The organism is Streptomyces maremycinicus (assembly GCF_001184025.1).
In the GTDB taxonomy this organism is placed as follows: domain Bacteria; phylum Actinomycetota; class Actinomycetes; order Streptomycetales; family Streptomycetaceae; genus Streptomyces; species Streptomyces maremycinicus.
The window spans coordinates 338,640-363,797 of record NZ_BBYG01000012.1 but is presented as its reverse complement, the minus strand read 5'-3'; the positions used below and the strand labels follow the sequence as shown (position 1 = coordinate 363,797).

The 25,158-nt window shown below is 70.3% G+C and carries 22 protein-coding genes; 13 read left to right on the top strand and 9 right to left on the bottom strand.

Features of this window, described 5'->3' with window-relative positions:
* Positions 1–39 precede the first annotated feature (39 nt).
* Together metG and AOQ37_RS14725 are read left to right on the top strand one after the other, a co-directional pair.
* Positions 40–1,656: a methionine--tRNA ligase gene (metG, locus tag AOQ37_RS14730; protein ID WP_062644940.1), complete on the top strand. Its 1,617-nt coding sequence runs from the start codon at positions 40–42 to the stop codon at positions 1,654–1,656.
* A 131-nt stretch (positions 1,657–1,787) separates the two neighbouring features.
* Positions 1,788–2,279 (top strand): hypothetical protein, encoded by a 492-nt coding sequence (locus tag AOQ37_RS14725; RefSeq protein ID WP_062644939.1) that lies wholly within the window; start codon positions 1,788–1,790, stop codon positions 2,277–2,279.
* 121 nt (positions 2,280–2,400) lie between these two features.
* On the opposite strand, the gene AOQ37_RS14720 is transcribed toward AOQ37_RS14725, so the two are convergent.
* Positions 2,401–3,744: a pectate lyase family protein gene (locus AOQ37_RS14720; protein WP_062644938.1), complete on the bottom strand. Its 1,344-nt coding sequence runs from the start codon at positions 3,742–3,744 to the stop codon at positions 2,401–2,403.
* 267 nt (positions 3,745–4,011) lie between these two features.
* On the opposite strand from AOQ37_RS14720, the gene AOQ37_RS14715 reads away from it, so the two are divergent.
* Both AOQ37_RS14715 and AOQ37_RS14710 read left to right on the top strand, forming a co-directional pair.
* The gene (locus tag AOQ37_RS14715; RefSeq protein ID WP_062644937.1) at positions 4,012–4,377 is read left to right on the top strand and encodes a PH domain-containing protein; all 366 of its coding nucleotides are present in this window, start codon (positions 4,012–4,014) and stop codon (positions 4,375–4,377) included.
* Positions 4,378–4,501: 124 nt separating this feature from the next.
* Positions 4,502–5,179: a hypothetical protein gene (locus AOQ37_RS14710; protein WP_062645132.1), complete on the top strand. Its 678-nt coding sequence runs from the start codon at positions 4,502–4,504 to the stop codon at positions 5,177–5,179.
* A gap of 45 nt (positions 5,180–5,224) precedes the next feature.
* Here the strand turns inward: AOQ37_RS14710 and AOQ37_RS14705 are convergent, their stop codons facing one another.
* The gene (locus AOQ37_RS14705; RefSeq protein WP_062644936.1) at positions 5,225–6,259 is read right to left on the bottom strand and encodes a dioxygenase family protein; all 1,035 of its coding nucleotides are present in this window, start codon (positions 6,257–6,259) and stop codon (positions 5,225–5,227) included.
* A 313-nt stretch (positions 6,260–6,572) separates the two neighbouring features.
* Between AOQ37_RS14705 and AOQ37_RS14700 the strand changes: the two genes are divergently transcribed.
* The 4 genes from AOQ37_RS14700 (at position 6,573) to AOQ37_RS14685 (ending at position 9,945) form a co-directional block, all read left to right on the top strand.
* Positions 6,573–7,088, top strand: coding sequence for a toxin-antitoxin system HicB family antitoxin (locus AOQ37_RS14700; protein ID WP_062644935.1), 516 nt, complete (start codon positions 6,573–6,575; stop codon positions 7,086–7,088).
* Positions 7,089–7,205: 117 nt separating this feature from the next.
* Complete coding sequence (locus AOQ37_RS14695) at positions 7,206–8,054, top strand: DUF4097 family beta strand repeat-containing protein (protein ID WP_062644934.1); 849 nt, start codon at positions 7,206–7,208, stop codon at positions 8,052–8,054.
* An 86-nt stretch (positions 8,055–8,140) separates the two neighbouring features.
* A complete protein-coding gene (locus AOQ37_RS14690; protein ID WP_062644933.1) occupies positions 8,141–9,127 on the top strand; it encodes an ATP-binding cassette domain-containing protein in 987 nt (328 codons plus the stop codon).
* Positions 9,124–9,945, top strand: a complete 822-nt coding sequence (locus AOQ37_RS14685; RefSeq protein ID WP_062644932.1) for an ABC transporter permease — start codon at positions 9,124–9,126, stop codon at positions 9,943–9,945. The genes AOQ37_RS14690 and AOQ37_RS14685 overlap by 4 nt, the downstream gene beginning before the upstream one ends.
* Positions 9,946–10,133: 188 nt before the next feature.
* Here the strand turns inward: AOQ37_RS14685 and AOQ37_RS14680 are convergent, their stop codons facing one another.
* The 4 genes from AOQ37_RS14680 to aspS form a co-directional block, all read right to left on the bottom strand.
* Positions 10,134–10,622 (bottom strand): winged helix DNA-binding protein, encoded by a 489-nt coding sequence (locus AOQ37_RS14680; protein ID WP_062644931.1) that lies wholly within the window; start codon positions 10,620–10,622, stop codon positions 10,134–10,136.
* A gap of 152 nt (positions 10,623–10,774) precedes the next feature.
* Complete coding sequence (locus tag AOQ37_RS14675) at positions 10,775–11,260, bottom strand: hypothetical protein (RefSeq protein ID WP_063781147.1); 486 nt, start codon at positions 11,258–11,260, stop codon at positions 10,775–10,777.
* A 200-nt stretch (positions 11,261–11,460) separates the two neighbouring features.
* Positions 11,461–12,438, bottom strand: coding sequence for an intradiol ring-cleavage dioxygenase (locus tag AOQ37_RS14670; protein WP_062644930.1), 978 nt, complete (start codon positions 12,436–12,438; stop codon positions 11,461–11,463).
* A gap of 138 nt (positions 12,439–12,576) precedes the next feature.
* A complete protein-coding gene (aspS, locus tag AOQ37_RS14665; protein ID WP_062644929.1) occupies positions 12,577–14,340 on the bottom strand; it encodes an aspartate--tRNA ligase in 1,764 nt (587 codons plus the stop codon).
* A gap of 144 nt (positions 14,341–14,484) precedes the next feature.
* On the opposite strand from aspS, the gene AOQ37_RS14660 reads away from it, so the two are divergent.
* Together AOQ37_RS14660 and AOQ37_RS14655 are read left to right on the top strand one after the other, a co-directional pair.
* Complete coding sequence (locus AOQ37_RS14660; protein WP_234436902.1) at positions 14,485–16,671, top strand: ATP-binding SpoIIE family protein phosphatase; 2,187 nt, start codon at positions 14,485–14,487, stop codon at positions 16,669–16,671.
* A gap of 73 nt (positions 16,672–16,744) precedes the next feature.
* Positions 16,745–17,680, top strand: coding sequence for a BRO-N domain-containing protein (locus tag AOQ37_RS14655; protein ID WP_062644928.1), 936 nt, complete (start codon positions 16,745–16,747; stop codon positions 17,678–17,680).
* A gap of 75 nt (positions 17,681–17,755) precedes the next feature.
* Here AOQ37_RS14655 and AOQ37_RS14650 read toward each other — a convergent pair whose 3' ends face one another.
* Together AOQ37_RS14650 and AOQ37_RS14645 are read right to left on the bottom strand one after the other, a co-directional pair.
* Positions 17,756–18,736, bottom strand: coding sequence for a pirin family protein (locus AOQ37_RS14650; protein WP_062644927.1), 981 nt, complete (start codon positions 18,734–18,736; stop codon positions 17,756–17,758).
* Between the two features lie 237 nt (positions 18,737–18,973).
* The gene (locus tag AOQ37_RS14645; protein ID WP_028806966.1) at positions 18,974–19,456 is read right to left on the bottom strand and encodes an SseB family protein; all 483 of its coding nucleotides are present in this window, start codon (positions 19,454–19,456) and stop codon (positions 18,974–18,976) included.
* Positions 19,457–19,663: 207 nt separating this feature from the next.
* On the opposite strand from AOQ37_RS14645, the gene AOQ37_RS14640 reads away from it, so the two are divergent.
* The 3 genes from AOQ37_RS14640 to AOQ37_RS14630 all read left to right on the top strand — a co-directional run bounded on the left by AOQ37_RS14640 (position 19,664) and on the right by AOQ37_RS14630 (position 23,290).
* A complete protein-coding gene (locus tag AOQ37_RS14640; RefSeq protein WP_062644926.1) occupies positions 19,664–21,505 on the top strand; it encodes an acyl-CoA dehydrogenase in 1,842 nt (613 codons plus the stop codon).
* A 120-nt stretch (positions 21,506–21,625) separates the two neighbouring features.
* Positions 21,626–22,948: a M18 family aminopeptidase gene (locus AOQ37_RS14635; RefSeq protein WP_062644925.1), complete on the top strand. Its 1,323-nt coding sequence runs from the start codon at positions 21,626–21,628 to the stop codon at positions 22,946–22,948.
* Positions 22,949–23,041: 93 nt separating this feature from the next.
* Positions 23,042–23,290 carry a DUF6458 family protein gene (locus AOQ37_RS14630; protein ID WP_054242050.1) on the top strand — a complete coding sequence of 83 codons (249 nt, stop codon included), beginning with the start codon at positions 23,042–23,044 and terminating at the stop codon, positions 23,288–23,290.
* A 12-nt stretch (positions 23,291–23,302) separates the two neighbouring features.
* On the opposite strand, the gene AOQ37_RS14625 is transcribed toward AOQ37_RS14630, so the two are convergent.
* Positions 23,303–25,138, bottom strand: coding sequence for an NHL domain-containing thioredoxin family protein (locus AOQ37_RS14625; protein WP_062644924.1), 1,836 nt, complete (start codon positions 25,136–25,138; stop codon positions 23,303–23,305).
* Positions 25,139–25,158 lie beyond the last annotated feature (20 nt).

Here is a 25,158-nt window from a genome sequence, read left to right as displayed (position 1 = left end):
ATGTGAGTGGATCTTCGCGGGCCCAGTAGGATTTCGGGCATGGCGGCCACTGGAACCGAGAAGCAGGGTGGCAAGGCGTTCTACGTCTCCACCCCCATTTACTACGTCAACGACGCTCCTCACCTGGGCCACGCCTACACGACCGTCGCAGGCGACGTGCTCACCCGCTGGCACCGCCAGCGTGGCGAGAAGGTGTGGTACCTCACCGGCACGGACGAGCACGGTCAGAAGATCATGCGCACCGCGGAGGCGAACGGCGTCAGCCCGCAGCAGTGGGCCGACAAGCTCGTCGACGAGGCCTGGCGCCCCCTGTGGGAGCACCTGGAGATCGCGAACGACGACTTCATCCGCACCACGCAGCAGCGGCACACCGACCGCGTCCAGGAATTCGTGCAGGATCTGTACGACAAGGGCGAGATCTACAAGGGCGGCTACGAGGGCCCGTACTGCGTCGGCTGCGAGGAGTACAAGCTCCCGGGCGAGCTGCTCGACGGCGAGGGCGACTTCGCAGGTCAGAAGCTGTGCCCGATCCACAAGAAGCCCGTGGAGATCCTCAGCGAGGAGAACTACTTCTTCAAGCTGAGCGAGTACGGCGACAAGCTCCTCGCCCTCTACGAGGCGAACCCGGGCTTCATCCAGCCGGAGTCCGCGCGCAACGAGGTCGTGAACTTCGTCCGACAGGGCCTCCAGGACCTGTCCATCTCGCGCTCCACCTTCGACTGGGGCATCCCGATCCCGTGGGACCAGAAGCACGTGATCTACGTGTGGGTCGACGCGCTGCTGAACTACGCCACGGCGGTCGGGTACAACGAGAACCAGCAGAAGTTCGAAGAGACCTTCCCGGCCGACGTCCACCTGGTCGGCAAGGACATCCTGCGCTTCCACGCGGTGATCTGGCCCGCGATGCTGATGGCGCAGGGCCTCCCGCTGCCCGGGAAGATCGCCGCGAACGGCTGGCTGATGGTCGGCGGCGAGAAGATGTCGAAGTCGAACCTGACCGGCATCAAGCCGCAGGACCTGACCTCGCACTTCGGCGTGGACGCGTACCGCTGGTACTTCCTGCGCGCCATCGCCTTCGGCCAGGACGGTTCGTTCTCGTGGGAGGACTTCTCCGCCCGCTACACGAGCGAGCTGGCGAACGACTACGGCAACCTCGCGTCCCGGGTGGCCGCGATGGTCGGCAAGTACTTCGGCGGTGTCCTGCCCGAGGCCGCCGCCGACAGCGAGGCCGAGAAGGCGCTGCACGACGGTCTGGCGACCGCGGTCGCGGTGGCCGACCGGAAGATCGGCGAGGAGCTGGACTTCCAGGGCGGCATCCTGGCCGTGTTCGACTTCGTCAAGCAGGTCAACGGCTACATCACGGAGCAGGAGCCGTGGAAGGTCGCGAAGGACGACTCGGCCGAGGGCCGGGCCCGTCTCGCGACCATCCTCTACACCGCCGCGGAGTCCCTGCGCGCCGTCGCCGTCCTGCTGAACCCGGTCATGCCGGACACCTCCCAGAAGCTCTGGGACTCGCTGGGCGCCGAGGCGGCCCTGGGTGCCCTCGCCGACCAGCGGGTGCAGGAGGCCGGCACCTGGGGCATCCTCCCGGCCGGTACGACGGTCACCAAGGGCGCGGTCCTCTTCCCGCGCCTGGAGGAGAAGCCGACCGCGTAGCGCGTCGAAGGCCGACCACGGGGTCCCGGGAAACGAGGAGTTTCCCGGGACCCCGGTCGGAAGACAGCGGACGAGCCCTGGGGGGTTCCCCCGACTCGGGCATGTTCCCGCCAAGCCGTATGGTTTCCGCCATGGCAGTCCCCAACGTCATCCCGATCGCCTACGAGCCGAAGCACCGCACCGAGTCCATCGGACGGTACGCGGACGGCCAGTTCCTCGCGTCGGTCACGTACGCCTTCCCCGAAGGGTTCCGTCTCGACGACGGCTGGGAAGAGCACAAGCGCCTCTACACCGTGCTGCACACCTTCGACGCGGACGGCACCTACCGCGACTCGGACATCTGGTGTGCCGGCACCTGGGCGGAGCAGCAGCGCGACCCGCACGGCGACGACTCGGTCCTCAACCGGGCCCGCGTCCGCCTGGCGACCCTCCTGCGCAGCCTGCCCCGCCGGTCCTACACGGACATCGCCGTGCGCCCCTTCCGCATCACCCACGAGGGTGTGCTGTTCGGCCTGGTGATCCGTGAGGACAAGGACGAGGACGGCGTCCCGGAGACCTGGGCGGAGCTCTACCCGGACCGCCTGGCCTTCGCCGAGCCGTGGGACGGCACGTACGACACGTGACGAGGGCCGGCCACGCGTGCCGACGCCCGGCCATACGTGCCGACGCCTGACGACGCCTGAGGGCTGGTGAACGCGAGGGCCGGGGGCTCGTGGTCACCCGGCCCTCGCGTGTCCTGGGGTGTTACTTCAGGACGCTCGCGCCCGTGGTCGTCGCGAGGGTCGTGGGCAGGTTCTTCGCCGACGTCTCCAGACCCGAGGTGAGGGCCGGGGTCCAGTTGACCGTGGTCTTCAGGTCCTTCGACGAGGCGGCGTTGTACGCGGCGACGACATCGGTGACCGTGCCGTTGACCAGGTTGCCGGAGCCCTTGACCGCGCCGGTGCCGTCACCGCTCAGCAGCTTGGCGACCTTGCCGCCGGCCGGGACCTTCCAGTAGTTGTCCTCGGCGACGACCTGGGCCTTGGCGCGCGCGTTGATGCTGTACTGCGTCGCGTAGCCGTTGAGGGTCGTGACGTCGTAGTAGTTGTTGTAGATGTGCACCTGGCCGACCCGGGCCAGCGGGGCGCGCTGGACGATGCCCTTCCAGATGTTGTGGTGGATCGACACGCGCAGCTTGCCGCCGGGCTCGCTGTCGCTGCTGCCGATCAGCATCGTCTTGTCGTGGTTGGTGAACTGGTTGCGCGAGACGGTCACCAGGTCCGAGCTCTTGGTGATGTCCAGGGCGCCGTCGTGGATCTGGTACTCGCGGCCGTAGTACTCGGGGTTGGCACTGTCGAGGTGGGGCGCGTCGGTGAACGTGTTGTGGTCGGCCCACACATGGGTCGCCCCGCGCAGGGTGACGGAGTCGTAGTTGGAGTTCCAGTTGCCGTCGTCGCCGTCGGTCGGGTCCCACTGCGGGAAGCAGTCCTCGGTGGCGGCGAAGGTCAGGTTGCGGACGACGACGTTGTCCACGTTCTGGATCTGGAGCATGCCCCCGGAGATCCCGGCGGCCGTGCCCGGCACCCCCACGATGCTCGTGTTGGCCGGCACCTTGAAGACGATGTTCTTCGCCTGCTTGGTCTGGGCGGCCGCGCGGGCCTTCTCCTGGGTCCCGGACGGCAGCTTCGACGTGCCGTAGGACGAGGGGTCGTACGCCTTCAGATAGGCCGAGAGCGAGTAGCCGGTGCCCGACGCGTAGTCGGCGCAGGTCAGCTTCTTGCCCGCGTCGTCCGTGTTGGCGTCGATCGTGCCCTTGATCTTGATGATCCGGGGGGTGGTGTCGGAGGCGGAACCCAGTGCCTTCACCAGTTGGGCGCGGGTGGAGACGGTGAAGGTGTGCGCGGCGTCGGCCTTGGTGCCCCCGGTGGTGCCCGTGCCGGAGGCGGCCCAGCCGTCCTTCGCGGCGAGCGTCTGGTGGTACAGGTCGACGGTCCCGGCGTTCGCGTTCATCACGACGACACCGGCGCCGACGGCCGCGGCCACGGCGGCGGCGGAGACGACGAGGACACGGCGCGAGCGGAGGGACCGGCGGTGGGAGGGAGCTGCCACGGGGGATCCTTACGGGGAGGAGCGGACTTACGTCCTGTCAGTGGTCGCCACCGCGCGAAGAGTTGCCGCCGGAGGGGGACTTTTTTTTCACGGCCCCCTCCGCCCCCCGGGCGAACGCCTTCACGATGTCCCGGTCCGCCCCCTAAGGTGCGCATCGGGGGCGATCAACCCCTCCGGAGCGGTCTCACCCCCTCCGGAGCGGGATCACCTCCGGCGGGGAGGGATCACCGCACCACGACCGGCGTCATCGTCAACTGGGGGAATTCCATGGCACTCTTCGGCAACGCGCACCCGATCGACCCTGCGCAGGCGCAGCAGGACTACGCCCGGCTGCTGGGCCAGGGCGAGCATGTGCAGGCCGCCTTCCTGCTGATCCGCGACACCATCCTGTTCACGGACCGCCGGCTGATCCTCGTCGACAAGCAGGGAATCACCGGCAAGAAGACCGAGTACCACTCGATTCCGTACCGCAGCATCACGCACTTCGCCGTGGAGACCGCCGGGACCTTCGACCTGGACGCCGAGCTGAAGATCTGGGTGTCCGGTTCGTCCGTGCCGATCCAGAAGACGTTCACCAAGGGCGTCGACATCTACGAGGTGCAGGCGATCCTCACGCAGTTCGTGGCGAAGTAGCGCCCCCGTCCGCGCCTCCCCCGGCAGAGCTCCGTCCTGCCGGGCGGGTACGGACCGGGCTGGGTGATCCGACCCGGGGGGAGTGCTCCCCGCCGAGGGTCACCGCACCTGGTACGACTACTCGGTGGACCTTCTCGAACCCCACCTCCGGCTCCTCGCCGAGGTCTTCGACGTGGCCGCCTCCGGCGCCCCCTGGGCCCTGGCGGGCGGCTACGCGCTCCAGGCGCACGAACTGCTCCAACGCCCGCACGCGAACGTGGACTTGGCGACGGAGAGCGCAGAGCCGATGCCCCGGCTCGCCGAGGCGCTGGGCGCGGCGCTCACCTCCCGGGGCGGCTACGGGGCGACGGTCCGTGACACGGATCCGCTGTCCGCGCACCTGGCCGTGCTGGACCGCGGCGCGGACACGGTCCTCCGGTTGGCCCTGCACAAGGAAACCTTCTGGAGCCCGCCCGTCCCGACCCCGTACGGTCCGGCGCTCTCCCTGCCCGACGCGGTGGGCACCAAGGTCCGGGCGCTCTACGACCGCGGACTGGCCGTCGACCTGATCGACGCGCGGGCGGCCTCGGCCCGCTTCACCCATCCCGACCTGGAGGAACTGGCCCGCCGTCATGCCCGTGACGACTTCGACCTGCCCACCCTCCAGACCCGGCTGACGGGCACGGACCACTACCCGGACTCGGCGTTCACGGCGTACGGCCTGACCGAGGACCAGCTCACGGACCTGCGCGCGTGGGCCCAGAGCTGGTCGACGGACATCGCGGAGCGGCTGCTGGAGGAGGGGGCGTCACCGGACGAGTGAGGCGCCCGCGCGGTACGCCGCCCCCGCCCCCTCACACCGCCCGGATCAGCTCGCGGAGGCCGACGCCTGGGCGGACGCCGTCGCGGACGAGCCCGGCTGGACGGCGTCGTCGGTGCCCTCGTGGGTGGCGTCGGGCTCGACGCCCATCGTGATCGAACCCACGACACCCTTGGCGATGTTCTTCTTGTCGTACTTCAGCGTGAGCAGACCGCCCTGGACGCCGCTCTGGTCGTAGATCGTGTCCTCGGTGAGGGTGGTGCGCTCGGTGGTGCTGGTGGAGTACGGCTCCACCTCGGCCGAGGCGAGCACGGACTCCTCGTCCAGGAAGAACTGACCGGTGTGACAGGTGTTGCCACCCTCGTAACCGGCGTCGGTCCACTCGCCGTTGACGTGCACCTTGGTGTGGATGTGCACCGTGCGGCCGCGGTACCAGCCCGGGAAGATCGTCTTGAAGGTGACGCGTCCCTGCCGGTCGGTCTTCCAGGTGCCCCGCAGGTAGCGCTCGTCGTCGGTGGGCTCCGCGTGCCCGCCACCGCCGCCACCGGCCGGCGGCTCGCCGGTCGGGGTGCCGGTCGGCACGTCGGTCGGCGTACCGGTCGGGGTGCCGGACGGCGCGTCGGTGGGAGCGCCGCCGCCACCGCCGGTGGAGAGGCTCTCGTAACCGGAGTAGATGCCGAGCGCGTCGCAGTGCCAGATGTCGACGGCCGCGTTCGCGAGGGGCTTGCAGGTCTCGGAGTCGATCACCTTGAGGGCGAGGGTGAGCGGGATGCCCTCCTTGTCCTCGGTGATGTCCTGGCGGATCTTGTCCGCGTCGATGTAGTACGGGCCCTCGGTGGTCTCGGAGGTGAGCTTGTAGCAGGCCTCACCGGCACTGGCGGAAGCGCCGGCCTTCGGTTTGTTCGTGCCCTTCTCCCCGGCGAAGGCACCGGCGGCGAGCGCCCCGCCCGCCCCGACGGCCACGGCCGCGCCCGCACCGGCGACGACCACCTTGCGCCGGGTCAGATCGCGCTTGTGCCGGGGACCCTGCTGGTCGTTCTCGGCACCGGCTGTGTTTTCTGTGTTTCCTGAGTTTCCCGTCATGGCGGCGAAGCTAGGAGGCGGGCCTGTCACAGGCGTGGGAACGACCTGTGGACTGCGAAGCGCCGGCGGGCACCACGTGGCATCACTTGGCACCACGCGACACCGCCCAGCATCACCTGGCACCACCTGGCACCACCTGGCACCACCAGGTGCCATCAGGTGCCACCAACGGCGCCCTGTCACCCATGGCGCCACAGTCGCCCCGCCAGGCACCATCACATTCTCGCAGGTCAGAGTGTTAATCGTGACCGACCACCCGAAGATGTCACCCAGCCGCTTGCACATGACGCCATAGTGGTGCCATGATGGCGTCATGGACCTCACCCCGTATGTCGACACCCTCCGCCGCGAACTCGCGGTGGCCGCCGAAGCCGGCGGGGACGAAGCCCGCGAGCTGGCGGAGCGGCTCACCGCCCCGCTGGAGTCGGCGACCCGGCTGACCATGCTCCATGTGCTGTCCGCCGCGACGGACGAGATCACCCGCGATCTCGCCCCGGGCTCGGTCGACGTACGGCTGCGTGGGCTCGACCCCCACTTCGTGGTGACCCTTCCGCCCGGCGACGGCGGCGCCCCCACGGAGCCGACCGCGCCCGCCGAGCCCGTCAAGACCCCGGCCGAGGGCGACGAGGGCGGCACCGCCCGCGTCAACCTGCGGCTGCCGGCCCACCTCAAGGCCCGCGCCGAGGAGGCCGCGGCCCGCGAGGGCCTGTCGGTCAACGCGTGGCTGGTGCGCGCCGTGTCGGCCGCGGTCGACGGCGGCCCCCGGCAGCCGCGCACGACGGAGAAGACCCAGGCCCTCGGACAGAGCTTCACGGGCTGGGTGCGCTAGCCCCGCACCCGCCGCCCGCACCCACCTCCGCACCCGCACCACTGCACCCGCACCACCTCACTCACACCACGTCCCACCAGCGGGGACGCCCTGAAGACCCAAGAGGACGGGACAGCCATGCCTTCTTTCGACACTCCCGAAGCGATCTCGGTCTCCGCTCGCGTGGACGCCGGTTCCCTCCAGTTCACCGCGGGCGACCGCTCCGACACCGTCGTCGAGGTGCGGCCCCGCGACCCGGAGAAGGACCTGGACACACGGGCCGCCGCCCAGACCGAGGTCGGCTACGCGGGCGGTGTGCTGACCATCCGGACGCCCAAGCCCACGCTGTTCGGCCTCGGCCGCACCGGCACCGTGGACGTGACGGTCGACCTGCCCACGGGCTCCCGCATCGACACGACCGGCGCCTGGACCCAGGTGATCGGCGAGGGCCGGCTCGGCGAGGTCCGCGTGAAGAACTCGGCCGGTGACGTCCGCCTCGACACCACGGGCCCGCTGGACCTGACCGCCTCGCACGGCACGATCACGGTGGACCGCGTCGAGGGTTCCGCCGAGATCACCGCCAGCTCCGGCAGCATGCGCGTCGGCTTCGTCGACGGCTCCGCCGTCCTGAAGAACTCGCACGGCAGCACGACCGTCGGCGCCGTGACCGGCGAACTGCGCGTGAGCGGCGCCAACGGCGACATCGACATCACGCGCGCCGAGGACTCGGTGACCGCGACCACCGCCCACGGCACCCTGCGGGTGGGCGAAGTGGTCCGCGGCACCGTCCAGCTGGAGACCTCCTACGGCGCCATCGACGTCGGCATCCGCGAGGGCACGGCCGCCTGGCTCGACGTCAGCTCCGCATCCGGCCAGGTGCGCAACACGCTCACCGCGTCCGACTCCCCGGAGCAGACCGAGGACACCGTGAAGATCCGCGCCCGCACCCGGTACGGCAACATCCACGTCCGCCGCGCCAAGGCCTGAGCACCACCTCTCGATCACCTGCTCGCCCCGCGCCACCCCCACCCACTTCAGCCTTCGAAACGGAGGGCCCCATGCCTTCTTCTGTCATGCCCACGTCCAGTCGGGGAGACGGTCGCCAGTCGACGCTCGCCGTCTCCACCATCGGGCTGCGCAAGTCCTACGGCGACAAGACCGTCCTCGACGGCATCGATCTGCGCATCCCCACCGGATCCGTGTTCGCGCTGCTCGGCCCGAACGGCGCCGGCAAGACCACCGCCGTCAAGATCCTGTCCACGCTCATCACCGCCGACGGCGGACAGGCCCAGGTCGCGGGCCACGACCTCGCGGCCGATCCGCAGGCGGTGCGGGCGGCGATCGGTGTGACCGGGCAGTTCTTCGCGGTGGACGGTCTGATCACCGGCGAGGAGAACATGCTCCTCATGGCCGACCTGCACCACCTGTCCCGGGCGCGGGGCCGGCGGGTCACCGCTCAGCTGCTGGAGCGCTTCGACCTCGTCGAGGCGGCGAAGAAGCCCGCCGCCTCCTACTCGGGCGGTATGAAGCGCCGCCTGGACATCGCCATGACGCTCGTCGGCGATCCGCGGATCATCTTCCTCGACGAGCCGACCACCGGCCTGGACCCGCGCAGCCGGCACAACATGTGGCAGATCATCCGTGAGCTGGTCGCCGACGGCGTCACGGTCTTCCTCACCACCCAGTACCTGGAGGAGGCCGACGAGCTCGCCGACCGCATCGCGGTGCTCCACGACGGCCGCATCGCCGCCGAGGGCAGCGCCGAGGAGCTGAAGCGGATCGTCCCCGGCGGACACGTCCGGCTGCGCTTCACCGACCCGGCCGCCTACCGCGCCGCCCTCGCCGCACTGGGCGAGGTCACCCGCGACGACGAGGCCCTCGCCCTCCAGATCCCCAGCGACGGCAGCCAGCGCGAGCTGCGCTCCGTCCTCGACCGGCTGGACACGACCGGCATCGAGGCCGACGAACTGACCGTGCACACCCCCGACCTCGACGACGTCTTCTTCGCCCTCACCGGCGACGCCACCGTCCCCCACCAGCCCAAGGAGAACGTCCGATGAGCACCCCCCTGGCCCCCGTCGCCCGCCCGAGCCGGATCTCCCTCGCCGTGCGCGACTCGTCCACGATGCTGCGCCGCAACCTCCTGCACGCTCGGCGCTACCCGTCGATGACCCTGAACCTGCTGCTCACGCCGGTGATGCTGCTGTTGCTCTTCGTCTACGTCTTCGGCGGGGCGATGAGCGCGGGCATCGGAGGCGGCGGAGCGGACCGGTCCGAGTACATCGCCTACCTCGTTCCGGGCCTGCTGCTGATGACCATCGGCTCCACCACGATCGGCACCGCGGTCTCCGTCTCCATGGACATGACCGAAGGCATCATCGCCCGTTTCCGGACCATGGCGATCCACCGCGGATCCGTCCTCTTCGGACACGTCGTCGGGGGCGTGCTCCAGTGCGTCGCCAGCGTGATCCTCGTCGGAGCCGTCGGGGTGGCCATCGGCTTCCGGTCGACCGACGCCACCGCCCTGGAATGGCTCGCTGCGTTCGGACTGCTCGTCCTCTTCGCCACCGCGCTCACCTGGATCGCCGTCGGCATGGGCCTGTCCAGCCCGAACGCCGAGGCCGCCAGCAACAACGCCATGCCGCTGATCTTCCTCCCCCTCATCTCCAGCGCCTTCGTCCCGATCGACGCGATGCCGGGCTGGTTCCAGCCGATCGCCGAGTACCAGCCCTTCACCCCCGCCATCGAGACCCTGCGCGGCCTGCTGCTCGGCACCGAGATCGGCCACAACGGATGGATCGCCGTCGCCTGGTGCCTCGGCCTCGCCGTCCTCGGCTACCTCTGGTCCCGGTCACTGTTCGACCGCGACCCGAAGTGAACAACGGCTCGCCCGCTCGTCCTGCTCCGGGGCGGCGCACTCCGACACCACGTCGGCGTACGCCGCCCCGCGGCCGTTCCCACGGCGGTACCGGCGGATCACCTCGGATCACGGCGGACGGGCAGCCGGGACGATCGGACCGTAGGACGTTCAGGCCGTCAGGTGCCGTTGCGGTAGTCGGGTGCCGTTCAGGCGCTCAGCGCCGCGAGTTCCGCGTTGGCGCGCTCGGTGACGAGGGCGAGGACACGGCCGGCGGCGGCGAGATCAGCGGCGGGTATCCCGCCCCAGACCCGGGCGCTGACAGGAGCGGTCTCCGCGCCGACGGCGGCCGTCAGCTCACGCCCCGCGTCCGTGGGGCGAAGGTGGGCGCCGTCCACGACGAGCAACCGCGCGGCCAGCAGTTCGTCGACGGTGACGCGGATGTCGGCCGGGTCGGCCTTGAGGGAGCCCTGGACGTCGGTGACGAGATCGTCCGGCGTCCGTGGGGCCTCGGCGGTGACGGCGGCGCGCAGGGTGATCTGCTGCTGGAAGGTGATGCCGTGCCGCGCCAGGACGTGCTCCAGAACGCCCCGCGCCGCGTAGTGGGCCAGGGCGAGGGCGCGGGAGTCGGCGACTGGTCCGGTGGTGGTGGATGCGGTGCCGGGTGCGGTGGCGGTGCCGGATGTGGTGGTGGTCATGGTGATGCCCCCTGAGTGCTCTCGTCGTCCGGTACGAGGAATAGAGTACTTGGCTACTATGTCCATGGCTACTTTTTCGCCCGACCCGGTGCGCCCGGCCCGGTGCGCCCGGCCCGGTGCGGCCGACCCGGGGCGGCCGGCCCTGCCGGCTCCTAGCGGGAGGTGGCCGCGCAGGCCCCGCCGACCGCCGGGAACCGGGCGGCACGGGGGGAGACGGTCCCCAGCCCCGCAAGGACCGGTTGTCCCAGCGCTGTCCGCGCCACCCGAAGATGCTCGAGCCCTTCCCTCGCCACCCGGGTGACCTCCTCGTACTCACCCGCCGTACGGGCCGTGGACAGCCGGTCCCGCGCCGCGCGATGACACTCCGCCGCGCTGGTCAGCGCCCGGCCCGCGGTCTCGTCCGCACCCGCCCAGGCACGCGCGTCCGGCGGGACGAGGCCGCCGCCCAGCCGGATCAGCCAGTGGTTCGCCTCCACCTCCGCGTCCAGGCCGGACAGCCCGGACGGGCCCGACGGACCGGACCGACCGCACCGACCGGCGCGGCCCGCACGGCCCGCACGGCGCTGGGCCACCACCCCCGCCGCCGCGCCGACGATCAGCAGCACCGACAGCGTGAACATGAACCCCGTGGATCCCATGGCTGGCTTCCTCCCTTGCGCGCCCCGCCCGTCGGCCGGTGCCGGCGTACCGCCATGAGACGGCGCGCCGCTGTGCTCACCCCTCGGTGTCCCTGTGCGCCTCCGGTGAGGTTTCCAGGAGGGCGGGAAACGCGATCGGCCCAGGAAGAGACCCATGCCCACCGACCCGCGGGTCGGTGGGCATGGCCCGAGGAGAACCGTCAGCCGCCGGAGGCCGAGGGCGAAGCCGACGCGGAATCGGACGCGGAGGCCGACGCGCTCGGCTGCGGCGGCGACCCCTGGCCGTCCTCCGTCGCGCCCGGGTCCACGCCGACCGTGAGCGACCCGTGGACACCCTTGGTGATGTCCCGCTTGTCGTAACGCAGCTTCAGCAGACCGCCCCGCGCACCGCTCTGGTCGTAGATCGTGTCCTCGGTGAGGGTCGTGCGCTCCGCGGCGTTGCTCGCGTACGGCTCCACCACCGCCGAGGCGAGCACCGACTCCTCGTCGAAGAAGAACTGGCCGGTGTGGCAGGTGTGCCCGCCTTCGTAACCGGCGTCCGTCCACTCGCCGTCGACATGCACCTTGACGTGGATGTGCACGCAGCGGCCCCGGTACCAGCCCGGGAAGACCGTCCGGAAGGTCACCTGTCCATGCCGGTCCGTACGCCAGGTGCCGCGCAGGTACCGGCTGTCGTCCGTCGGCTCCTGGTGGCCGCCGCCTGGAGGCGCCCCGGTGGGCGCGCCGGTCGGGGGCTCAGTGGTCGGGGGTTCACCGGTCGGCGCGGGACCGCCGCCTCCGCCGTTGCCCTGGTCCTCGTAGCCCGAGTACACCCCCACCGCATCGCAGTGCCAGATGTCGACGGCCGCGTTCCGGATCGGCCGGCAGGTCTCCGAGTCGATCACCTTCAGGCCGAGGAGGAGCGGGACGCCCTCCCGGTCCTCCGTGACGTCCCGGCGGAGCTTGTCGGCGTCGATGTAGTAGGGGCCCTCGACCGTCTCCGAGGTCAGGCGGTAGCAGACCTCCTCGTCGGCATCGGCGCCCGCTCCGGCCGGCGCCGGTCTGCCGCGTTCGCCTGCGGTGCCGGCCGCGAAGGCGGTGCCGCCCAGACCCGCCGTCGCGATGCCGCCCGCGGCGACGGCCACGACCTTCCGACGCGATAAGTCCTGTTCACTGTGTGGTTTCTGAGATCCCGTCATGAGGCCGGGACGGTAGGGACGAAACCTGTCAGCAGCATGAGGACGGGCTGTCAGTTCCCGGGGAAAACCAAAGTGGCCCGGAACCGACGTCGGTTCCGGGCCACTCCGGGAAAAGCCTGCCGCTTCCCGCCGCGCGTGCTACTTCGGCTGCGGCTTGCGCACCGACAGGTGCAGCTCCCTCAGCCGGGCCTCCTCCAGCTCCGTCGGCGCGCCCATCATCAGGTCCTGGGCGTTGCCGTTGAGCGGGAAGGCGATGGTCTCGCGGATGTTCGGCTCGTCGGCCAGCAGCATCACGATGCGGTCGACGCCCGGCGCGATGCCGCCGTGCGGCGGGGCGCCGAAGCGGAACGCGCGCAGCATGCCGGCGAACTTCTCCTCGACCGTCTCCCGGTCGTAGCCCGCGATCTCGAACGCCTTGAGCATGATCTCCGGCTCGTGGTTCCGGATCGCGCCGGAGGACAGCTCGACACCGTTGCAGACGATGTCGTACTGCCAGCCCAGGATGTCCAGCGGGTCCTGGGTCTCCAGGGCCTCCAGACCGCCCTGCGGCATCGAGAACGGGTTGTGCGAGAAGTCGATCTTGCCGGTGTCCTCGTCCTTCTCGTACATCGGGAAGTCGACGATCCAGCAGAAGCGGAAGACGTTCTCCTCGAAGTGCCCGGCACGCTTGGCGGCCTCGACCCGCACCGCGCCCATGATCTTCGAGACCTCGTCGAACTCGCCCGCGCCGAAGAACACCGCGTGACCGGCGGCCAGCGACAGGCGCTTGGTCAGCTCGGCGACGTTCTCCTCGGTCAGGAACTTCGCGATCGGGCCGGTCAGCGAGCCGTCCTCGGCCACCCGGACCCAGGCCAGACCCTTAGCGCCCAGCGTCACGGCGAAGTCGCCGAGCTGGTCGAAGAACTTTCGGGGCTGCGCGGAGACGTCCGGCACCGGCAGCGCGCGGACGTGCTTGCCGGCGAAGGCCTTGAACTCCGAGCCCTCGAAGATGTCGGTGATGTCGGTCAGCTCCAGCTGGGCCCGCAGGTCCGGCTTGTCGGAGCCGTACTTCAGCATCGACTCGCGGAACGGGATGCGCGGGAACGGCGAGGTGACATGCCGACCGCCGCCGAACTCCTCGAACAGCTCCGTCATGAGCTTCTCGATCGGCTGGAAGACGTCCTCCTGCTCGACGAAGCTCATCTCGACGTCGAGCTGGTAGAACTCGCCCGGCGAGCGGTCCGCGCGCGCGTCCTCGTCGCGGAAACAGGGCGCGATCTGGAAGTAGCGGTCGAAGCCCGAGATCATCAGCAGCTGCTTGAACTGCTGCGGGGCCTGCGGCAGGGCGTAGAAACGGCCCGCGTGCAGACGGGACGGGACGACGAAGTCGCGGGCGCCCTCGGGGGAGGTCGCGGACAGGATCGGCGTCGCCATCTCGTTGAAGCCCAGCGCCGTCATCTTGTGCCGCATCGCCGAGATGACCGACGTGCGCAGCATGATGTTGCGGTGCATGCGCTCGCGGCGCAGGTCGAGGAAGCGGTACTCCAGGCGCCGCTCCTCGTTGACCCCGTCCTCGGCGTTGATCGTGAAGGGGAGCGGCTGGGCGGCGCCGAGCAGCTCGACCTCGCCGACCTCGACCTCGACCTCGCCGGTCGGCAGATCCGCGTTGACGTTCTCGGCGCCGCGCGAGACGACCTTGCCGTCGATGCGGACCGTCGACTCCTTGGTCAGCCGGTCGAGCGCCTCGTACGCGGGGGTACCCGGACGGGCGACGAGCTGCGTGATGCCGTAGTGGTCACGCAGATCGATGAAGAGGATGCCGCCCAGGTCGCGCCGATTGTGCAGCCAGCCGCTCAGCCGGACGTCGGTGCCGACGTCAGAGGCGCGGAGCTCGCCGCAGGTGTGGGACCTGTACCGATGCATCGTCGTTCATCCAGTCTTCGCGGATCGGGGGCGTGTTTCACGTGAAACAACCCCCAGGGTACCGGGCAGCCGCTGATCACCTCCCCGCAATACCGGTGCGGCGATCAGTGGCACTTGTCGACCGCATCTTCTTAAAGTGGGGCAATGCGCACTGGCGAGCCGTTGCCCGCCGTGGGGGAGGTCCTCGCTTCCCTCGCGACCGGCCTGTGGCACTGGGACACCGCCACCGGGCTGGTCACGGTCGACGCCGAGGCAGCCCGGCTGCTCGGCCTGCCCCGGGCGGAGGCGGTCCTCACCGAGGCCCAGACCCGGGCCCGTCTCCACCCCGTCGACTGGAACGAGATCACCGGGGTGATCCAGCTCGCCGTCACCGAGGGCACCCTCGCCGAGGTACGCATCCGGATCATGGACAACCGGGGACGGGTCGTCCGGGTCGTGCGCAGCCGCTCCAAGCCCTCCTTCGACCCGGTGAAGAAGGCGTACGAACTGATCGGCACCCTCCAGGAAGTGACCGAGCCGACGCCGGGCACCCCCGCGGGACGGACCGCCGTGACCGGCGACTGGCGACGCTCTCGCGAGGCGTTCCTGCTGGACGCGGGCCGGGCGCTGGCGGAGGCGCGGTCCACCGAGGAGGTGCTGAGGGTCGCGGCGGGCCTGTCCATGCCGGGCTTCTCGCCGGACGGACTCGCCGTCTTCGGCGTGCAGGGTGACCGGCTGACGATCATCGGCCACCACGGACACGGGTCCGGCGACGAGGACCCGTTCAGCCAGATGTCCGTCCACACGGACTATCCGGCCGCCGAGGTCGTGCGCACCGGCCGGGCCGTGTACCTGTCCTCCCCCGAGCGGTACAAGGAGCGCTACCCGCTCACCTGGCCGCTGGCCGCGCACTTCGGCCGCCACTCCTGGGCCTTCCTGCCGCTGACGGTGGCCGGCCGCACGATGGGCGCCTGGATGGCCGGCTTCGCGTACCCGGTGGCGTTCACCCCCGACGAGCGGTCCGTGCTGACGACGGTCGCGCGCATGCTCGCCCAGGCCCTCACCCGCGCCGGCCTCGCGGAGACCCAGCGTGAGCTGACCGACGGCCTCCAGCGCTCCATGCTGCCCACCCTCGGCCCCGAGATACCCGGCATGACCCTCGCCGCCCGCTACATACCGACCGGCGGCGGCCTCCAGGTGGGTGGCGACTGGTACGACATGATCCCGCTGCCCAGGGGCCGCTTCGCCCTGGTCATCGGCGACGTCCAGGGTCACGACGTCCGCGCCGCGGGGCTCATGGGCCAGCTGCGCATAGCGGTCCGGGCGTACGCCGCCGAGGGCCATCGTCCCGACGCCGTCCTGTCCCGCGCCTCCGGCTTCTTCCACGGCCTCACCGACACGGACGGCGGAACCGGCGCCGATCCGCGCTTCGCCACCTGTCTGTACATAGAGGTCGACCCGGTGACCGGGGTCCTGGAGGCCGCCCGGGCCGGACATCTCGACCCCACGATCCGGATGGCCGACGGCACCGTGCTGGTCCGTGCCACCGCCGGGGGCCTGCCCCTGGGGATCGACCCCGACGCCGACTACCCCACCACCCGGCTCGCCCTGGAACCCGGCGAGGCGCTCATGCTGTGCACCGACGGCCTGCTGGAGACGGGCGGCCACGACCTCGACACCGGCTGGCGGCGCGTCCGCAAGATCCTCGAGGCGCACGAGGGCGATCTGGAGGAACTGGCCGACGCCCTGGTCCAGGCGGTGCACGGCCCCTCCTCCCACCACACCACGGGCCCCCTCGCGGACCGCCGTGAGGACGACATAGCCGTACTGCTCCTGTGCCGCCAGGGCGAGGGCGGCTGCGGGCCGGGCATCGCTCCCGCGCCGGTCCGGGAGCCCGTGCGCCGCTCGATGCTGACGGTCGCGCAGGCCGAACCGGAGCGGATCGCCGTGGCCCGGCAGCAACTGCGCGAGCTGCTGCACGACTGGACCTGCGAGGACCAGGTCGACTCGGCGGTCCTGCTCGTCTCCGAGACACTGACGAACGTCCTCGTCCACACCGACGCGGACGCCCTGCTCGTCGCCGAGGTCACCGGCACCCCCGGCGAGCGCCGGCTCCGGATCGAGGTCACCGACGCAGGCGACGACCTCCCCCACAAGCGCCGCCCCGGCGAACTGGCCTCCTCGGGGCGTGGCCTGGTCCTCATCGAACTGCTCGCGGGCACCTGGGGAGTGGCCCCGCGAGGCGAGGGCAAGACCATCTGGTTCGAGCTCCACGAACTCTGCGACCGCTGCCGCCCCCCGACGGAAACCCCGCCCCACACCCCGGACCCAGAATCGAACACCCGCTCCTAAAGGGTGAAGATCCTTGCCGCCAAGGCGAGTTGCTGTGGCATATGCCTATTTTTCATGGCGGAGGTGATGCTCGATGTACGAGCAGAACAACACACAACCGCCGGACCTGTCGGCGGCCCAGCGGGACGCGATCGACGTCAACGACTTCGTGTTCGCGGCGACCGGGGCTCGGGTACGGAGGCTGACCACGCCGAGCGGGGAACACTGGTTCCCCGCCGTGGACGTGGCGGCTCAACTCGGCTACGCCAACACGCGGGACGCATTGCGCCAAAGCGTTGCGCAACAACACACAACATCCCTCGACGATCTTGCACGAAGCGTCGGTACAGCCGACGCTTCATGCAACATCGCAGGTCGCAGGCTCAAGAAGTCCATGAAGATGGTGAATCTCCAGGGACTCATCCAGCTCGTGAACGGGTGCACCAAACCGGAAGCCCAGCCCTTCAAGACCTGGGTCGCCGGAGTCATCGCCACCATCCAGCGCGACGGCTCCTACTCCCTGGAACCCGCCGCCGTACAACCCGCTCCCGCCGGCGGCACCGCGTACGTCATGCCCGAGCAGGTCGCCGACGCGATCGTGCGCCTCGAACAACGCGCCATGCGGATGGAAGAGAGGCTGGCCACCGCCGGGGAGCACAACGACCTGCTGCGGCAGATCAGCTACAGCCAGAACAGGATGGCCGCAGCCCTGGACAACATCGCCGAAGCCTTGGGCCGCCCCGCCGACCGCTCCCGGCCCGTCGCCGAGGCAAAGTTGCTGCCTCAGGAGATCCTCGCCGTCTGGAAGGCGAGGAACCTCGTCATCACGGATGACGTGCACGCGGTCGCCGCTCTCCTCGCCCCGGCCTTGGCCCAGGGCGAAGCCCGGTATCGCGTGGAGGAGATCGCCACCCGTACGGGGCTGCCGCACGACCGTGTCCACGACTGCTTGCGCATGCTGCTCAAGCGCGGGTGCGTGCGCCAGACCGGTTGTGCACCGGACGGGGCGCCGGTCTACGTACTGCCGTAGCGAGGCGACATGAGACAGGGCCCGAAGCCGCAAACCAAAGTTGCGGCTTCGGGCCCTGTCGTAACGTACCGGAACTCAGGCGGTCTGCGGGCCACCCGCCGTCATCCCGTGCACCGCCGGGATGGTGCCCAGGCGGCCCTTCTGGAAGTCGTCGAAGGCCTGCTGGAGTTCGTCCCTGGTGTTCATCACGAACGGGCCGTAGTGGGCCATCGGCTCACGGATCGGCTGTCCGCCCAGCAGCACGACCTCCAGGTCAGGCGTGTGGGAGTCCTGCTTCTCGTCCGCGCGGACGGTCAGCGAGGAACCCGCGCCGAAGACCGCCGTCTGCCCCAGGTGGATGGGCCGGCGCTCGGCGCCGACCGAACCGCGGCCGGCCATGACGTACGCGAGTCCGTTGAAGTCCTCACGCCACGGAAGAGTGAGTTCCGCGCCCGGCGCGAGGGTCGCGTGGACCATCGTGATCGGGGTGTGGGTGATACCGGGCCCGGAGTGGCCGTCCAGCTCGCCCGCGATGACGCGCAGCAGCGCGCCGCCGTCCGGGCTCGTCAGGAGCTGTACGTTGCCGCCGCGGATGTCCTGGTACCGGGGCGCCATCATCTTGTCCTTGGCCGGCAGGTTCACCCACAGCTGGAGGCCGTGGAACAGACCGCCGGACACGACCAGCGACTCCGGCGGCGCCTCGATGTGGAGGAGGCCCGAGCCGGCCGTCATCCACTGGGTGTCGCCGTTGGTGATGGTGCCGCCGCCGCCCTGGCTGTCCTGGTGGTCGAAGACGCCGTCGATGATGTAGGTGACGGTCTCGAAGCCACGGTGCGGGTGCCAGGGGGTGCCCTTCGGCTCGCCCGGCGCGTACTCCACCTCGCCCATCTGGTCCATCATGATGAACGGGTCGAGGTGGCGGTAGTTGATCCCGGCGAACGCACGGCGTACCGGGAATCCCTCGCCCTCGAATCCGCTCGGCGCGGTCGTGACGGTGAGCACGGGACGTGCGACCGCCTCGGCCGATGCCGTGACGCGCGGCAGGGTCAGCGGGTTCTCGACGGTCACTGCGGGCATGTCCGTACCTCCTTGGGCTTCGTACGTCCCAGTTTAGTTGAGCATTGAACTTTCTGCTACCCGTAACGAAGGAAGTCCGGAGGACATTCCCGTGGAGAGGCGGCCACGCGGGGCGGTGGCGCGGGGGAACCCTATGGCATTGCTGTGAAGGGAAAAGGACGATCCCCGGCCGCCCGAGGGCCCGCCGGGGATCAGAAGAAGGAGAGGGGAAGGGGAGAGGGAGGGGGGTGGAGACCCTCAGCCGTACATCCGCCGCATCGCGAACTCGACCATCTGCTCGACCGCCTTCGCGTCGAAGACCATCCGGTGCTCACCCTCCATGTCGAGGACGAAGCCGTACCCGGTGGGCAGCAGGTCGATCATCTCGGAGCCGGTGATCACGAAGTACTTGGACTCCTTGCCCGCGTACCGGCGCAGTTCCTTGAGCGAGGTGAACATCGGGATCACCGGCTGCTGGGTGTTGTGCAGGGCGAGGAAACCGGGGTTGTCACCGCGCGGGCAGTAGACCTTGGAGGTCGCGAAGACCTGCTGGAAGTCCTCCGCGGCCAGCTGCCCGGTGGTGAAGGCCCGCACCGCGTCCGCGAGGGACGGCGGGGACGGCTCCGGATAGAGCGGCGGCTGCTGACCGTACCCGCCGTGGCCGCCGGGCATCTGCTGCTGCGGCGGGGCGTACTGCTGCTGCGCAGCACCGCCGTCCATGGGCTGGCCGTATCCGTACATGGGCGCAAGCGTACCGAGCGCGCCCGGCCGACGGGGCGGTACGGGGACCCCTTCCGGGGCGCACGGGACGCGTTACGCGTCACAGATGGCCGGTTCGGGGTTGCGACTTATTACCGACGGGTAGCATCATCGGTAGCTACTTGTTGGTACGTGAACTAGCGCGAGGATCCCAGTCCCTCGCCGATCTCTCTTTACGGAGCCGTCGCCATGGGGCACTACAAGTCGAATCTCCGCGACATCGAGTTCAACCTCTTCGAGGTACTCGGGCGCGACAAGCTGTACGGCACCGGCCCGTTCGAGGAGATGGACACCGAGACCGCGAAGAGCGTCCTCGAGGAGCTGACCCGCCTCGCGGAGAACGATCTGGCGGAGTCCTTCACGGACGCCGACCGCAACCCGCCGGTCTTCGACCCCGAGACCAACACCGCCCCGGTCCCGGCGTCCTTCAAGAAGAGCTACCAGGCCTTCATGGACTCCGAGTACTGGCGGCTCGGCCTGCCCGAGGAGATCGGCGGCACCACTGCCCCGCCGTCCCTGATCTGGGCGTACGCGGAGCTGATCCTCGGCGCCAACCCGGCCGTGTGGATGTACTCCTCCGGCCCGGCCTTCGCCGGCATCCTCTTCGACGAGGGCAACGACGTCCAGAAGAAGATCGCGCAGATGGCGGTCGAGCGGCAGTGGGGCTCCACCATGGTGCTCACCGAGCCGGACGCCGGCTCGGACGTGGGCGCCGGCCGCACCAAGGCGGTCCAGCAGGAGGACGGCTCCTGGCACATCGAGGGCGTGAAGCGCTTCATCACGTCGGGTGAGCACGACATGTCGGAGAACATCCTCCACTACGTGCTGGCCCGTCCCGAGGGCGCCGGTCCCGGCACCAAGGGCCTGTCCCTCTTCATGGTCCCGAAGACGCTCTTCGACTTCGAGACCGGCGAACTGGGCGAGCGCAACGGCGTCTACGCCACCAACGTCGAGCACAAGATGGGCCTGAAGGCCTCCAACACCTGCGAGATGACCTTCGGCGACCGGCACCCGGCCAAGGGCTGGCTGATCGGCGACAAGCACGACGGCATCCGCCAGATGTTCCGCATCATCGAGTTCGCCCGCATGATGGTCGGCACGAAGGCGATCTCCACCCTCTCCACCGGCTACCTCAACGCCCTGGAGTACGCCAAGGAGCGCGTCCAGGGTCCCGACCTGGCGAACTTCATGGACAAGGCCGCGCCGAAGGTCACCATCACCCACCACCCCGACGTGCGCCGCTCGCTGATCACGCAGAAGGCGTACACGGAGGGCATGCGCGCCCTCGTCCTCTACACGGCCTCCGTCCAGGACGCGATCGCCGTGAAGGAGGCGAACGGGGAGGACGCGAAGGCCGAGCACGCGCTCAATGACCTGCTCCTGCCGATCGTCAAGGGCTACGGCTCCGAGAAGGGCTACGAGCAGCTCGCCCAGTCGCTCCAGACCTTCGGCGGCTCCGGGTTCCTCCAGGAGTACCCGATCGAGCAGTACATCCGCGACGCCAAGATCGACACCCTGTACGAGGGCACCACGGCGATCCAGGGCCAGGACTTCTTCTTCCGGAAGATCGTCCGCAACCAGGGCGCCGCGCTGAACTCCCTCGCCGAGGACATCAAGAAGTTCCTCGCGCTCGGCACCGGCGGCGAGCAGCTGGCCGGCGCCCGCGAGCACCTGGCCAAGGCGGCCGTCGAGCTGGAGGCCATCGTCGGCCTGATGCTGACCGACCTCGCGGCCACCGAGCAGGACGTCAAGAACATCTACAAGGTGGGCCTGAACACGACCCGCCTGCTGCTCGCCTCCGGTGACGTCATCGTCGGCTACCTGCTCCTCAAGGGTGCCGCGATCGCCGCCGAGAAGCTGGAGTCGGCCTCCACGAAGGCCGTCTCCGCCAAGGACGTGGCGTTCTACACCGGCAAGATCGCGGCGGCGAAGTTCTTCGCGGCCGACGTCCTGCCGGGCGTCACCCTGGCCCGCAAGATCGCCGCAGGCGTCGAGCTCGACCTGATGGAGCTGGACGAGGCCGCCTTCTAGCACGCAGAGGGCGCGTTCCAGGACGCATCCGCACAACCGCGCAGCACTCCACATTCTCCTCACGAGAGCCTGCTCCCCATCACCGGGAGCGGGCTCTCGTACGTCGTTAAGGTGAACACCATGAGCGCACCCCCCCGCTTCGACCGCGGCCACACCGACGACCTCATGACGTTCCTGACGGCGAGCCCGTCGCCGTACCACGCCGTGGCGAACGCGGCCGAGCGCCTGGAGAAGGCCGGGTTCCGGCAGGTGTCGGAAACGGACGCCTGGGACGCGGAGAACTCGGCCGGCTCCGCCTCGGGAAGCGGTGGCAGGTACGTGCTGCGCGGGGGCGCGATCGTGGCCTGGTACGTGCCCGAGGGCGCCGCGGCGCACACGCCGTTCCGGATCATCGGCGCGCACACCGACTCCCCGAACCTGCGCGTCAAGCCGCTGCCCGACACCGGCGCGCACGGCTGGCGACAGGTGGCCGTGGAGATCTACGGCGGTCCGCTGCTGAACTCCTGGCTGGACCGCGACCTGGGCCTGGCGGGCCGGCTGACCCTGCGGGACGGCTCGACGCGCCTGGTCGACGTCGGCCGTCCGCTGCTGCGGGTCCCCCAGCTCGCCATCCACCTGGACCGGGCCGTCAACACCGACGGCCTCAAGCTCGACAAGCAGCGTCACCTCCAGCCCGTCTGGGGCCTGGGCGGCGACGTGCGCGACGGCGACCTGATCGCCTTCCTGGAGCAGGAGGCCGGGCTCGCCGCGGGCCAGGTCACCGGCTGGGACCTGATGGCGCACTCCGTGGAACCGCCCGCCTACCTGGGCCGCGACCAGGAACTGGTGGCCGGTCCGCGGATGGACAACCTGCTGTCCGTGCACGCCGGTACGGCCGCGCTGACCGCCGTGGCGACCGGAGGCGAGAGCCTGCCGTACATCCCGGTGCTGGCCGCGTTCGACCACGAGGAGAACGGCTCGCAGTCGGACACCGGCGCGGACGGGCCGCTGCTGGGCAGTGTGCTGGAGCGTTCGGTGTTCGCGCGCGGAGGCTCGTACGAGGACCGGGCGAGAGCCTTCGCGGGCACCGTCTGTCTGTCCTCCGACACCGGTCACGCCGTGCACCCCAACTACGCGGAGCGGCACGACCCCACGCACCACCCCCGGGTCAACGGCGGCCCCATCCTCAAGGTCAACGTCAACAACCGCTACGCGACCGACGGTTCGGGCCGGGCGATCTTCGCCGCCGCCTGCGACAAGGCGGGCGTGCCGTTCCAGAACTTCGTCTCCAACAACTCCATGCCGTGCGGCACGACCATCGGCCCGATCACCGCGGCCCGGCACGGAATCCGCACGGTCGACATCGGCGTGGCCATCCTGTCGATGCACAGCGCACGGGAGTTGTGCGGCGACGCCGACCCGTACCTGCTGGCCAACGCGCTGGTGGCGTTCCTGGAGGGGTAGCAAGTCGGGCGCCGCGCATGGGAGTCGGGCCGCGGGGTACCCGGATCCGGTGGTGAACCGGAGTGGCCGGTACACCGGACAGGAGGCAACATCATGGGCCTCGGCGGATGCATCATCCTCATCGCCGTGGGAGCCATCCTCACGTTCGCGACCGACTGGGACATGCAGGGCGTCAATCTCGACCTGGTCGGCGTGATCCTGATGATCGTCGGGCTGATCGGCGTGACGACCTTCAGCAGCATCGCCCGGCGGCGCCGCGTGATGGTGCCTCCCACCTCGACCACCGTGGTCGAGACGGAACGGCACCAGCGCGACGGCTACAACGGCGGCTACGGCGTCTGACCGTGCGCCGGGTCAGGCGTCCATCCCGGCCAGTACCAACGGCAACCGGTCCGCCCCGCCTTCGGTGAGGCGGACCGGAACACCCCAGTCCTGCTGGTGGACATGGCAGGCCGGATACTCGACGGCCGGATCGTCGTCGCACGAGGCGGCCGTCGCCGAGACATGCAGCACGCCCTCGCGGACCGCCGGGTCGAGTTCCAGCGTCCGGGAGAGATCCGTGCCCGCGCCCGCGCCCTGGAGCAGCAGCTCGGGCGGGGTGGCGGAGACCAGCAGCCGGGTCGCCGGACCGTACCGGGTGTCCAGTTTCTGACCGGCCGGCGCCTGGAAGACCACGTCCAGCCGCAGGGTCCCGGAGGCGACGTCGGTGGCGGCGCGCCTGGTGCGGTGGGCCACCGCGGACACCTCGACGGCTTCCTCCGGCAGCCGCAGCCGGGTCAGCCGGTGCCGGGCCGACTCGACGACCACGATGTCCTCGCCCGCCAGAACGGCGTCACTGGGCTCTCTCAGGTCCGTCGCCAGCGTCGTGACCTCGTCGGTCGCCGGGTCATAGCGCCGCAGGGCGTGGTTGTAGGTGTCACTGACGGCGACCGAGCCGTCGGGCAGCACGGTGACGCCCAGCGGGTGCTGGAGCAGGGCCTGGCCGGCCGCGCCGTCCCGGTGCCCGAAGTCGAACAGACCGGTGCCGACGGCGGTGTGCACGGCCCCCTCCCGGTCGACCCAGCGCAGCGCGGACGTCTCGGAGTCGGCGAGCCAGAGGCGTTCCCCGTCGGGGGCGGCCGCGAGGCCCGAGGGCTGGGCGAACCAGGCCTCGGCGCCCGGACCGTCGACGAGCCCCTCGTTGGTCGTGCCGGCGGTGACGCCCACCGTGTCCTCGGCCGGGTCGTACGTCCACAGCTGGTGGACACCGGCCATGGCGATCCACACCCGGTCCCCGAAGAGCGCCACGTCCCAGGGTGAGGAGAGCGCGGTCCCGCGGGCCGGCCCGGAGGTCGGCGACCCCTGCCACCACTGCTTGCCGGTCCCGGCCACGGTCGTCACCGCCCCGGAGACGAGGTCGAGGCGGCGCAGGGCGTGGTTGACGGTGTCGGCGACGACCACGGCGCGGTCGTCGAGCAGGGCCAGTCCCTGCGGCTCGTTGAAGGAGGCGGTGTCCGCCGGGCCGTCGTCGAAGCCGCGCGCCCCGGACCCGATCCGCCGCACCGCCGTCTCCCCGTCCCGCGCCAGTTCCACCAGTTGATGCCGGGTGGTGTCGCTGACCAGGAAGTTCCCGCTCGGCAGCAGGAGCGCCTTGCCGGGGAAGCGCAGCGCGGTCGGCTCCGGCTCCGGCGCCACGTACGGCCCGTCGCCGCGCCGCAGGGTGCCCTTGGCCGCGTGCTCGGCCTCCAGCTCGGTCACCAGCCGCTCGATGGCGTGCACATGCCCCTCACCGGCGTGCTGGGCGACGACGTACCCCTCCGGGTCGACGACGACGAGCGTCGGCCAGGCGCGGACGGCGTACTGCTTCCAGGTGGCGAGCTCGGGGTCGTCGAGGACGGGATGCGCCACCCCGTACCGCTCCACGGCGTCGACGACGGCCCCGTGCTCGGCCTCGTGGACGAACTTCGGCGAGTGCACCCCGATGACGACGACCGTGTCCCGGTGCTTCTCCTCCAGCTCGCGCAGCTCGTCGAGGACATGCAGACAGTTGATGCAGCAGAACGTCCAGAAATCGAGGATCACGATGCGTCCTCGCAGGTCGGCGAGGGTGTACTGCTGCCCGCCCGTGTTCAGCCAGCCCCCCTTGCCGATCAGCTCGGGAGCGCGGACACGGGCGCGACGGGGGGTCGGGGCCGGGGCGGAGTCGGTCATGACCCAAGAGTGCCACCGGC

What these genes read in the sequence shown, in the direction of transcription:
- metG (WP_062644940.1), top strand. Translation starts at nt 40, where the DNA reads ATGGCGGCCACTGGAACCGAGAAGCAGGGTGGCAAGGCGTTCTACGTC.
- AOQ37_RS14725 (WP_062644939.1), top strand. Translation starts at nt 1,788, where the DNA reads ATGGCAGTCCCCAACGTCATCCCGATCGCCTACGAGCCGAAGCACCGC.
- AOQ37_RS14715 (WP_062644937.1), top strand. Translation starts at nt 4,012, where the DNA reads ATGGCACTCTTCGGCAACGCGCACCCGATCGACCCTGCGCAGGCGCAG.
- AOQ37_RS14705 (WP_062644936.1), bottom strand. Translation starts at nt 6,259, where the DNA reads ATGACGGGAAACTCAGGAAACACAGAAAACACAGCCGGTGCCGAGAAC.
- AOQ37_RS14700 (WP_062644935.1), top strand. Translation starts at nt 6,573, where the DNA reads ATGGACCTCACCCCGTATGTCGACACCCTCCGCCGCGAACTCGCGGTG.
- AOQ37_RS14695 (WP_062644934.1), top strand. Translation starts at nt 7,206, where the DNA reads ATGCCTTCTTTCGACACTCCCGAAGCGATCTCGGTCTCCGCTCGCGTG.
- AOQ37_RS14690 (WP_062644933.1), top strand. Translation starts at nt 8,141, where the DNA reads ATGCCCACGTCCAGTCGGGGAGACGGTCGCCAGTCGACGCTCGCCGTC.
- AOQ37_RS14685 (WP_062644932.1), top strand. Translation starts at nt 9,124, where the DNA reads ATGAGCACCCCCCTGGCCCCCGTCGCCCGCCCGAGCCGGATCTCCCTC.
- AOQ37_RS14680 (WP_062644931.1), bottom strand. Translation starts at nt 10,622, where the DNA reads ATGACCACCACCACATCCGGCACCGCCACCGCACCCGGCACCGCATCC.
- AOQ37_RS14675 (WP_063781147.1), bottom strand. Translation starts at nt 11,260, where the DNA reads ATGGGATCCACGGGGTTCATGTTCACGCTGTCGGTGCTGCTGATCGTC.
- AOQ37_RS14670 (WP_062644930.1), bottom strand. Translation starts at nt 12,438, where the DNA reads ATGACGGGATCTCAGAAACCACACAGTGAACAGGACTTATCGCGTCGG.
- aspS (WP_062644929.1), bottom strand. Translation starts at nt 14,340, where the DNA reads ATGCATCGGTACAGGTCCCACACCTGCGGCGAGCTCCGCGCCTCTGAC.
- AOQ37_RS14660 (WP_234436902.1), top strand. Translation starts at nt 14,485, where the DNA reads ATGCGCACTGGCGAGCCGTTGCCCGCCGTGGGGGAGGTCCTCGCTTCC.
- AOQ37_RS14655 (WP_062644928.1), top strand. Translation starts at nt 16,745, where the DNA reads ATGTACGAGCAGAACAACACACAACCGCCGGACCTGTCGGCGGCCCAG.
- AOQ37_RS14650 (WP_062644927.1), bottom strand. Translation starts at nt 18,736, where the DNA reads ATGCCCGCAGTGACCGTCGAGAACCCGCTGACCCTGCCGCGCGTCACG.
- AOQ37_RS14645 (WP_028806966.1), bottom strand. Translation starts at nt 19,456, where the DNA reads ATGTACGGATACGGCCAGCCCATGGACGGCGGTGCTGCGCAGCAGCAG.
- AOQ37_RS14640 (WP_062644926.1), top strand. Translation starts at nt 19,664, where the DNA reads ATGGGGCACTACAAGTCGAATCTCCGCGACATCGAGTTCAACCTCTTC.
- AOQ37_RS14635 (WP_062644925.1), top strand. Translation starts at nt 21,626, where the DNA reads ATGAGCGCACCCCCCCGCTTCGACCGCGGCCACACCGACGACCTCATG.
- AOQ37_RS14630 (WP_054242050.1), top strand. Translation starts at nt 23,042, where the DNA reads ATGGGCCTCGGCGGATGCATCATCCTCATCGCCGTGGGAGCCATCCTC.
- AOQ37_RS14625 (WP_062644924.1), bottom strand. Translation starts at nt 25,138, where the DNA reads ATGACCGACTCCGCCCCGGCCCCGACCCCCCGTCGCGCCCGTGTCCGC.